At 54.4% G+C, this 10,300-nt stretch carries 8 protein-coding genes; 3 read left to right on the forward strand and 5 right to left on the reverse strand.

The annotated features are described in order from the left end of the window. Positions 1 to 438 precede the first annotated feature (438 nt). From FAP39_RS16880 to FAP39_RS16900, 5 genes are all read right to left on the reverse strand, one after another. Positions 439 to 666: a hypothetical protein gene (locus tag FAP39_RS16880; protein ID WP_138017548.1), complete on the reverse strand. Its 228-nt coding sequence runs from the start codon at positions 664 to 666 to the stop codon at positions 439 to 441. Between the two features lie 773 nt (positions 667 to 1,439). Further along, positions 1,440 to 2,822 carry a transposase gene (locus FAP39_RS16885; RefSeq protein WP_138017549.1) on the reverse strand — a complete coding sequence of 461 codons (1,383 nt, stop codon included), beginning with the start codon at positions 2,820 to 2,822 and terminating at the stop codon, positions 1,440 to 1,442. Positions 2,823 to 3,316: 494 nt separating this feature from the next. Continuing rightward, positions 3,317 to 5,539 carry a TRAP transporter permease gene (locus FAP39_RS16890; protein ID WP_138017550.1) on the reverse strand — a complete coding sequence of 741 codons (2,223 nt, stop codon included), beginning with the start codon at positions 5,537 to 5,539 and terminating at the stop codon, positions 3,317 to 3,319. Between the two features lie 3 nt (positions 5,540 to 5,542). Next, positions 5,543 to 6,037 carry a DUF1850 domain-containing protein gene (locus FAP39_RS16895; protein WP_171006910.1) on the reverse strand — a complete coding sequence of 165 codons (495 nt, stop codon included), beginning with the start codon at positions 6,035 to 6,037 and terminating at the stop codon, positions 5,543 to 5,545. Next, on the reverse strand, positions 6,027 to 7,004 hold the full coding sequence (locus FAP39_RS16900; protein ID WP_138017552.1) for a TAXI family TRAP transporter solute-binding subunit: 978 nt from the start codon (positions 7,002 to 7,004) through the stop codon (positions 6,027 to 6,029). The genes FAP39_RS16895 and FAP39_RS16900 overlap by 11 nt, the downstream gene beginning before the upstream one ends. Positions 7,005 to 7,118: 114 nt before the next feature. Here FAP39_RS16900 and hutG point away from each other — a divergent pair, with 114 nt between their 5' ends. The 3 genes from hutG (at position 7,119) to FAP39_RS16915 (ending at position 10,140) form a co-directional block, all read left to right on the forward strand. Next, complete coding sequence (gene hutG, locus FAP39_RS16905) at positions 7,119 to 7,919, forward strand: N-formylglutamate deformylase (RefSeq protein ID WP_246059240.1); 801 nt, start codon at positions 7,119 to 7,121, stop codon at positions 7,917 to 7,919. A gap of 81 nt (positions 7,920 to 8,000) precedes the next feature. Continuing rightward, positions 8,001 to 9,377, forward strand: coding sequence for a formimidoylglutamate deiminase (locus FAP39_RS16910; RefSeq protein WP_138017553.1), 1,377 nt, complete (start codon positions 8,001 to 8,003; stop codon positions 9,375 to 9,377). Between the two features lie 7 nt (positions 9,378 to 9,384). Further along, positions 9,385 to 10,140: an IclR family transcriptional regulator gene (locus FAP39_RS16915; RefSeq protein WP_138017554.1), complete on the forward strand. Its 756-nt coding sequence runs from the start codon at positions 9,385 to 9,387 to the stop codon at positions 10,138 to 10,140. Positions 10,141 to 10,300: the final 160 nt, after the last annotated feature.

A 10,300-nucleotide genomic window follows, 5' to 3' on the forward strand; every position in this document is an offset into this window, starting at 1 on the left:
TTGTATCCATTCAATCGGGTTGGATACATCTTAGCACGCTGTCCGAATTTGCCGGACCACTTCAATTCGAGCGACGGGTCAGCCCATTGGGGCGTCATCAGAACAAAACCCTCTGTTATGCGGCATTTGCGTATTGCCGTTTGGACAAAAGCGTTCGGACTTGCGAACCATGCTACCGCTTCAAAAAGAGCCGTTCGATACTTCAGACTCCTGATTTCAGTATCAGCCCCTTGCGCTAGAAGCGCCTTTAATAGGTCTGCTTTGCCGAGGGAAATCGCAGCCGAAAGCGTAGAATTTCTGCCATTGGTTCTTGGGTTGATCACCTCTAGAGACGGTGCGGTCAGCGGTGCCCAAAAGCGGGCGTCATCGCCACCCTGATGCGCTCTCAAAAGCGCTGAACAGCGTTTTGGTCTAGGATGTTGGGGTCTGCACCAGCGTCTAACAACTGTTTGGGTTTCGAACGTCTACTGGGCGGTTTTCCCAATTTGGAAGATCAATGAGATAGTCTTCGACGGGATGAGATTTGAAAGCCGAGGCGGCTTCTGGAAACAGCACAGGAAAGTCCCCTGCCACAGCCAGTTTTGCATCTGGAATATCTATGTCCAAACCAAGCCCATAACAGAACCCTTCCCAATTGCGCGAGATTGCGCCCCCTAAAGAAGGCAAGGCCCGACCGTCGAGGTTGTCTATGCAGAGAGTTGTCCAAACTTTCGAAAGGCGCATCAATTGTAGAGATATCACCTTTCGCCATTTTGCGGCGTGGGTTCGTAAGCCGCTTATTATCATTGACCGATTATTGTTGTGCTTCGCTGAGGTCGCAACTTTTTCGAAAGGCCGGTGTTTGCATCTGTTCGGCTATCGCTGACTGAACCGCGTCCAGAGCAAGGGGAATTTCATACCCTTGGAGGTGTCTTCGACAATCCACCAACCTGAGATTACAGTACTGTCAGTATAACCTATTCACAAGAAGTGGGTGTTCTTCCAGCTCAACCGTAACGCACCGCACTCCTTTCACCCCGACGTTTGAGTTTAGTGGGACTTGCCCAAGCACGGTAGGGCAAGTCGCTGTGCGTGAACTTCGCCATTTTTGGGCTCTTCGTTGGCATTCGCCTTGCTCAGAACTAAGGTCCGCTTCAGGTAAACCGCTCAGATTTTGCAAAGTCCACTTCTGCCCACTACGGACCTTGGTGCAGCATGCAGGATGCAGGATGCAGCAATGATGCCAATATCTTCCGGTCTGTGAATGGCCACTTTCTTCAGACGGGGGCTTTCCTGATACGGGTGCAGCGGACGTCTCCTATCCCGCCACAATGCCAATTCAAGGGTTTTGCAGCATCCGTAACTAAGGGCTGATTCCGTTGAAAAAGTCGCTGATTTCGGGGCGTCTGTTTGAGGTATTGGTCTGATTTCGTTCAGATGTCTAAGGCGTAGCCGCCGCTTCAACCTGCGGCGGGCTCCATCGGTTTGAGCTTTGCGAGTTTCCGGAGGTTTTGGGCGGTGGCTGCGAGGGTAAATTCGTCTTGAACGCCGCATGGGCCCCGTAATCGGAGCCGCCCCAGGCCGAGGATGCGTTTGAGGTGGGCAAAGAGCATTTCGACCTTTTTTCGTCGCGCCTGAGCCTTGGGGTTGAACTCAGAGGCAGTGCATTGGCGAGCGAAGTCTCTGACGATCTCATATTTATCGCGATGGACCGAACGCGTTTCCGCGTTAGGGCAGCACTTTGCTTTCAGCTCGCATCCTGTGCAGTCTGATTTCAGTGCCCGATAGTTTCTGGATTTCCAAACTGGCGCATTCCGTTTTGGATCAGAATAGGTCCGCCATGTATGCCGCATCTCTTTGCCGCCCGGGCAGATGTACCGGTCGTTCTCATCATCCCATGTGAAGTCGGAGCGCGAGAAGGTTCCGTCCGTCCGTTCGCCTTTGTCAAAGACGGGAATAAAGGGGAGGATTTGGCGCATTAATGCCAGCCAGACCAGAGTGTCTGAAGACCCGTAGGCCGTGTCTGCCGCGATCCAATCGGGCTTCACGCCAAAGCGCTTTTCGGTCCGATCTAGCATCTTGCGCATCGCGCCGACCTCAGCGGTCTTGTTCGACCGGCTGGCGTCAACATCGACAATGATGCCGTGGTCCGTATCGATCAGATAGTTGTCGGAATAGGCAAAGAATGCCGGGCCTTTGCGCGCGGCAGTCCATTGGCTTGCGGGGTCAGCATGGGCGGTGAACTTTGGCTTGGCGGTGGTCGCTGCTCCGAAGGCTTCGTTGTCCAGAGTGTCGAGATACTCGCGCACCGCCCGGGGCGCATCGTTCGGATTAATCTCGCGTGCTGCCCAATCCTCTGGATTGCTGGAGTTCTGCTTTTGGACATCAGCGCTGATCAAGCTAGCATCGACGGCGAAGCCCTGGCCGCCGACCAAACCCTCTTCCATGCAGCGCGCGACCGTCCCCTCAAACACATGGCGCAACAGGTCGCTCTCCCGAAAGCGACCGTGACGGTTCTTGGAAAAGCTCGAATGATCCGGGATGTTGTCCGTCAGATCGAGCCGGCAAAACCAGCGGTATGCAAGGTTCAGATGCACCTCTTCGCACAGCCGCCGCTCGGATCGAATGCCAAAGCAATACCCGATCAGAAGCATCCGGATCAGCAGCTCTGGGTCGATGGAGGGCCGACCAGTGTGGCTGTAGAAATCCGCTAGGTGAGCACGGACGCTGGTCAGATCAACAAAACGATCAATCGACCGCACCAAGTGATTATGAGGAACGTGATCCTCTAGCGAGAACTCGTAGAACAAAGCTGCCTGCGCCTCTTGCCTCGGTCCCATCATCCCCAATCCTCCCATTCGTTGAGAGAATTGAATCAGCCGATCGACCGCCAATCAAGTAAGAGTTTTTCAACAAAATCGGCTCATCCCTGCCGTTAGCTGCAAAGCGGCGATCTCTCTATATCGATCTTTCCAGAACAACATGAGCGGCCCAACGTTACCGTTCACGAGGCGGCCCGACGCTGCATTGCAGCTTCTCCTAAGCAGACATTACCCCATGAGAGCAGCATTTTGGCATGCTGGGTGACTGCATCGCAGACAAACCGATCGTTTGGCCTTTGCTCTTCAATGTCGGCTTCCTGCCCTCAGGAAAGGAAATAGGCATATCAAACATAGCGATACCCAAGCGAACGTTGCCACTGATAGAGGCAATTACCTGGCGAAATACCTTATGCCTCTGAACTGCATTATCTTCGGGGAGCTTGCCCCGATTCTCACTAAGCCTGTAGGTCGTCGTTTTTATTGGGGCAGACATCACGATGCCTGCCCCAAGTTGGTCAGGCAGCTTCGGTTCTTGAAGGAGCTTTGGCACGCGCCAAAATGCCCAACACGACCACAGTTCCGATAGCGATCGCGATCAGGTTGTTGGAAATTAAAACCAGCCCGCCCAGCGTCAACAGCACCTTTTCGAAAAGCACCAGCTCCCGCTTCCAGAACCCGATATAAGCCGCCGACAACGCAAGGATCGCGAGGATACCGCTGGTCAGGGCCAACACAAACTCCAGCGGTGAGAAATCGACAAACAACAGGCTTGGTGCATAGATGAACATGAATGGCACCAGTGCCTTGCCCATCGACAGCCTGAACGCTGTCGTGCCTGTACGCATGGGGTCGGCGCGTGACAGGCCTGCGGCGGCATACGCTGCAAGGGCAACCGGTGGCGTCACATCCGCAAGCACGCCGAAGTAGAATACAAAGAAGTGGGTTGCGATCAACGGCACATCAAATTCCGTCAGCGCGGGCGCCGCGATAGAGGCCAGAATGATGTAGGTTGGCGTGGTTGGAATGCCTGCCCCCATCAAGATGCAAGCGATGGCCACAAAGAAGAGCCCAAAGAACAGCGCAATGGATTTTTCGGACAGCAGCCCCGTAAAGTCGAGCGCGGTCACAACGGCCGCCAGATCATAAGCCAGCTGCACAACGGCGGCTGAGAATTTGAAGCCAAGGCCCGTCAGGGTTGTGACCCCCAAAAGGAAGCCAACACAGGCACAGGCCGCGCCAATCGCCAGCGCAAACTTTGCCCCGTCCTCGAAACCGATAACCAGACGTCTCGGCGTAAGCACAGTCTCTAGGTCCATATCTCGGTTGCCCAATTTATGCGCCACCAGTGGAATATAGGAAAAGCCGATCGTCAGCAGGATGCCCCAGAAAGCAGCAAGGAATGGCGTGTATTGCATCAACAGCAGAGCCACCATAACGCCCAGCGGAACCAACAGGTGCCAGGACCGCTTGAGGACCTGTGCCAGTTGCGGGATTTTGTCAGCCGACATACCTGCCAGCCCCAGCCGTTTGGATTCAAGGTGGACCATCAGAAGAATGGCCAGATAGTGAAAGGCAGCCGGGATGATGGCGATCAGGATGATCTCGTTATAGGGCACGCCAAGCATCTCGGTCATGACAAATGCAGATGCCCCCATGATCGGTGGCGTCACCTGACCGCCGCAAGAGGCAGAGGCCTCTACTGCACCGGCAAACCGACCCGAGAACCCCATCCTTTTCATCAAGGGAATGGTAAAGGCACCAGTTGTTACGGTGTTGGCGATGGGCGAGCCTGAAATCATGCCAAAGAAGCCCGAGGACACAACCGAAACTTTTGCGCTGCCACCAGAATGCCTGCCGGCGATGATCGTCGCCAGATCAATGAACAACTGCCCCAAGCCGCTCATTTGGGCGAGGATGCCAAACAGGACAAAGTGGAACACATAGGTCGCCACCACACCAACGGCGACGCCGTAGATGCCTTCGGTCCCGACAAATAGGTGATTGATAATGCGATCAATGCCATAGCCGCGGTGGGCCAGAATGCCGGGCATATATGGGCCGAACATGGCATAAAGAATGCAAAATGCGCCGATATAGGCCAGTGTGGGACCCATAGTGCGGCGGGTGGCTTCCAGCGTCATCACGATGGCGATCAAACCCATCATGTATTCCTGTGGACGTGGATCGCCTACATTTACGATGAATATATCTTTGAAGAACACCGCCAGATAGGCCGAGAAACCTGCCCCGAGTGCGGCAAACAGCCAGTCGCGCAATGCAATCTGGCCCGGTTTCGCGCCTTTCCCGTTTATTGGTAAAGTCAGGGCCGCCAGCGCGACCATCCCGGCACTGAAAATGTAAGTCGACGCAGCAGCGGGTAATTGTTCAAACAGGTCAAAGATCAGGAATAGATAGAAGGCGGCGAACACAATAGATGTCCGCCACATAGCCGGAGTTGGTGCGGCGCGTTTGCGTGGGAACACCAGAAACACCAAGCCCATCACAAAAGCGAGGTGGACGGTACGGTGCATAACCTCGTTCAGCAGGCCGAAGCCCGCTGTATAGAGATGGAAAAGTGACAGGACGACAGAGGTGACTGTTACAAGAACCGCGATAGGGCCGGCAACGTCGCGAAAATTAGATTCAGAGTCGAACTCCTTGATCATCGCCTCGATTTCTTCAGGCGAAAGCGTTGGCTCGGCATCAGCCAGCATCGCTTTCTCGTTTTGTTGTGACATCGTCTAGTCTCCCCACTTCCCGCAGATTTGGAGCCCAATTGAATTGGCATCAAAATCAGCAAGTATGATTTTCTGTTCCGCTATGTGCAGCGTGTTGAGATATTCGCGTTGTATCCGCAGCTGTATGCGCTGGAATTCTCTGTCCATGTCCACAACGAATTTCCCGTTTTCAAAACGCCAGCCGGTTTCGCCGACATCGCCAGCAAACGATGGTAACCCCGCGCCATGCGCTTCAAAAATCTCCGCAACCTGATGAATTCCCGTCGGTCTAATTTCGTAAACATCAACGACCGGTGTGAGCGAGACCGAATGCACAAAGGATAACGAGAAAACCCCGGAGCGGTCCGGTGAATATCTTGCCAGCACTGTGTCGGTATAGCCTTGGTAGATACACAGGTTGTCAACGGCTGCTTCACTCGCGGCCGCATGTGGCAACAGAAGAAGGCCCGCTAAGAAAGCGAGCCTCCAAGTGCCGAATTTATGGGCGTTACTGCCCAACACCGATTTCTTGGTAATATTTGGCCGCACCAGGGTGGACCGGGATAGAGACACTCTGCAATGCCGTCGCAGCAGAGATTTCGCGGCCCTTCGGGTGCACCTTTCCCAAAGTCTCGGTGTTTTCATACAGAGCTTTGGTCACAGCATAGATAATGTCCTCGGACACATCAGCATGGGTGGCCCAGATCGCGCGAACCGCCAGTGTTTCCACATCAGCGTCGATACCTTTGTACGACCCGGCAGGCAGGATCGAGCTGACGTAATAGGGCTGTGTTTCCTGCAGTTTGGCAATTGCAGGCCCGGTCAGCGGCACGATGCGGATTTCGTGGCCGTTGGCCAGTTCGGTCACGGAAGATGTCGGCGCGCCCGCGGTGATCAACGATGCGTCCAGATTACCGTCTTTGATCTTCTCTACCGATTGCGAGAAAGAAGAATAGTCTTCGGATACATCCTCACGCGACATGCCATGGGCCTCGATCAGATCGCCCAGCAGCTGCCATTGGCCAGAGCCCGGCGAACCGGACGAAATCGACTTGCCAGCCAGATCTTCGAACTTTTCAATGCCCGAGTCCGCACGCACAACCAACTGCACGGTTTCCGGATACAGAGCGCCAATTGCGCGGATGTTCTCAACTTTACCATCTTCGAACTGGCCGGTGCCATTATAGGCCGCGTCCAAGATATCTGCGGCGGCAAAGGCACTTTCGATCTCACCACGGCTCAGAAGTTTGGTGTTCGCCACCGAAGCGTTGCCGGTTTCCGCCGTTGCCGACAGTTTGGTACCGGGCAGTTCAGCAGTATTCGAAATCAGCTGAGCAAGCATGCCGCCGAGCGGATAGTAGGTGCCGCCGGTACCGCCAGTTGCGATGCCGAAGAAAGAGCGTGACTGCGCCCTGGCTGCTTGGCTGGAAAGCCCAGCCAAGGGCGCGGCTGCCACTGAAAGCATAAGGGTTCTGCGAGTAAGCATTTTATCCTCCTGTTGATGCCAACCGGGGTTCATCTCGCGACCCGGCAGGTGGATCATTGACTCAATCAGTTTCAAATGTCAAAGATGAATTTCAATAATGAAAAAGGACAGGCAATGGCAGCTTCAAACCTGATGACACTCGTGACGGGATCCAAGCCTGTTTTGCTGAATGTGCCACATGCCGGAAAACTCCTGCCCAGTGATATAAAAAGTCGACTGCGGAAAGACGCGCTGGAGCTGAAAGACACCGATTGGCACATGGATCAGATGGCGTTGGCCTGCACCGATCTGGGGGTCAGCGTCCTTGCCGCGAATTATTCACGCTATGTTGTGGATCTGAACCGCTCCGTCGAAGACACGCCTCTTTACGCGGGGCCGACAACTGGCCTGGTGTCGCAAATCGACTTTGATGGCAGTCCACTTTATCTGGAAGGTCAGGCGCCAGACACAGATGATGTACAGGCGCGTATTCAGTCATATTGGGCGCCTTATCATCAGGTATTGGAAACCGAAATTCAGCGGATCAAGTCACAGTTCGGAATATGTATTCTGGTTGACCTGCATTCCATCCGGTCACAGGTGCCCAGACTGTTTGACGGCGTCTTGCCGGACTTCAATCTGGGAACCAACAGCGGCGCGAGCACTGCTGCCCGCTTTGAGGCCCGCGCCGAAAACTCTCTTCAGTCAGGCCGTTATAGCTTTGTGAAAAATGGTCGCTTCAAAGGTGGCTACATTACCAGACATTACGGCCAGCCCAACGAGAACGTTCACGCGCTGCAACTCGAAATTGCGCAGGCGACCTATATGGAAGAACGTGCCCCATGGGATCTGGTGCACGGCGAGGCGGACAAGTTGAAGATCGCGATCAAAGATCTGGTATCCACGTTGCTGGACGAAGTTGACACCAATACTTGACCAGTGCGTACCTCTGCGCCGACGCGGCCGCCCTACAGATACTTACAGCCACTGCTCCGGTGCAGGAACAAAGGAAGACAAATGACAACGGGTTTTCATTTCAAGCAAGCGTTGACGGACCAAGGTTGGCAACAGAACGTATCCGCAACAATCACCGATACCGGCAATTTTGAAACGCTGGTTCAGGATGACAACCCAAACGGTTATCCGGTGATTGAAAACCCGGTTGTTCCTGGCATGCCGAACCTGCACAGCCACTCTTTCCAATACGCCATGGCCGGGCTGTCCGAAGTGCGCCGCAATCCCGTCGACAGTTTCTGGTCCTGGCGCGAGATGATGTATTATTTTGCGCATAACGTTTCGCCAGAAGATCTGCAGGCGATCACCGCAAAGCTGTATATGGAGCTGCTCAAGGGCGGTTATACCGAGATTGTAGAGTTCCATTATCTGCACAATGATACGGACGGGGGATATTACGCGCGCGCAGAAGAACTGTCGGCTGCGGTCCTTTCGGCTTCAAATCAAACAGGCCTGAGCCTGACGCATTTGCCAGTGTTCTACGCGCACGCAAATTTCAGCGGCGTTTCTCCGCAGGATGCCCAGCGGCGTTTTATCAACTCGCGGGATCAATATCTGCGTCTGATTGAGGCACTCAAAGATCCGCAGGCGGGCCATAATCTGGGCATTGCCCCGCATTCGCTACGGGCTGTCACCGAAGAGGAAATGACCTGGCTGATGGATCTTCGGCGGGATCTGCTGCCGGGCTGTCCGGTCCACATCCATGTTGCGGAACAGACCAAGGAAGTGGACGACAGCCTCGCCCATAGCGGCAAACGCTCTGTGACCGCCCTTATGGATCAGGCGCCGGTGGATGAGACGTGGTGCCTGATCCACTCTACCCATTTGGATGACAGCGAAGTTGCGGCCATCGCAGCTTCCGGGGCAACCGTTGGCCTGTGCCCGCTGACCGAGTCGAATCTTGGCGATGGGATATTCCGTGCTGTCGATTTCCTGGCCGCGGATGGCCACTTCGGCATTGGGTCTGACAGCAATATCTGCACCCAGCCCATGCAGGAGCTGCGCACGCTGGAATACAGCCAGCGACTGTTGCACCGACAGCGCAATATTCTTTGTTCTGAACAACTGCCGAATGTCGGCAGCTATCTGTGGCAAAAGGCAGCCCATGGCGGGGCGCGTGCCGCTGGGCGCGCAATTGGTCGAATCGCAGAGGGGTATCGCGCAGATTTTGTTGAACTGAGTCACAACATCAATGGTATTATGGCGGCGGTGACACCTGAAGCGGTGCTGGACTTCCATATGTTTGCGGGGCAACAGGCCGAAATCGCAGGCGTGTATGTTGCGGGTCGTCAGATAATACGCGATGGGCAGCACCCCCAGCAGGCCGGAATCGACGCTAGTTATATTTCCACTATGCAGCGGTTGGCGCAAAAACTATGACTGAGGCATGACAAAAGACAAAAAATACCAATCGAACTCTCTGCTTCGGGGGCTAAAAATCCTCGAAGCCTTCGGCGCCGGCAGGGCAGATATGACTCTGTCTCAGATTGCTGAGGAAATATCTGTCACCAGTTCTGCGGCCTTTCGTTTCGTTCATACGCTGGAACAAGAGGGGTTTTTGATAAAAGATGAGAAATCCCGCAGTTTCCGACTTGCCCCGCGCGTGATGGAGCTGGGCTACAGCTATATCAAATCTCTTGATTTGGGCGACGTGGCGGCGGTGCATGCTCGCTCACTGCGCGACATTTCGGGATTTTCCGTACATGTTTCGGTGCTTGAAAATACCGAAGCGGTCTACATTTACCGGGCGATGTCACCCAGCCCAATGGTTTCAAACATCCCCGTCGGTTCGCGTCTACCCGCCTTTGCGACCTCTATGGGCCGCATCATGTTGGCAGACCTCAGCGAAGCCGAACTGGATCGCAGGTTTGAAGGCTATGCGTTTGAGAAGTTCACAGATGGCACGATAGAAACTCTGACCGAATTGAAGACCGCCCTCGCAGCGGACCGCAAGCGTGGCTACGTTGCACAGGCGTCGCAACTTGCTGAAGGTACAGTTGCCATCGCCGCGCCTATTTTTGATCGGTCAAAGCATGTGATCGGGGCCATTAACATTTCCGGGCACCGCAATCAGCTGCGTCCAACAGAGGATCAGATCGAACAAGTGCGCAATTGCGCATTGCGGATTTCAGAAATGCAATGAAGCGTTAGCGAGATCAGCGGACCTCGCCGTCGAGTTCCGACGCACAGAAACTCTCGCGTTGCGAACCTGCAACAGCACATTTTGATGTGTTTTCTTTGAATAGCCCCTAGTTTCTTAGACGCCTTGCAGTTTCCGTTCTTGTTGCCTTTCAAAGTCTGCT

This window comes from Shimia litoralis, assembly GCF_005518135.1.
In the GTDB taxonomy this organism is placed as follows: Bacteria; Pseudomonadota; Alphaproteobacteria; order Rhodobacterales; family Rhodobacteraceae; genus Shimia_E; species Shimia_E litoralis.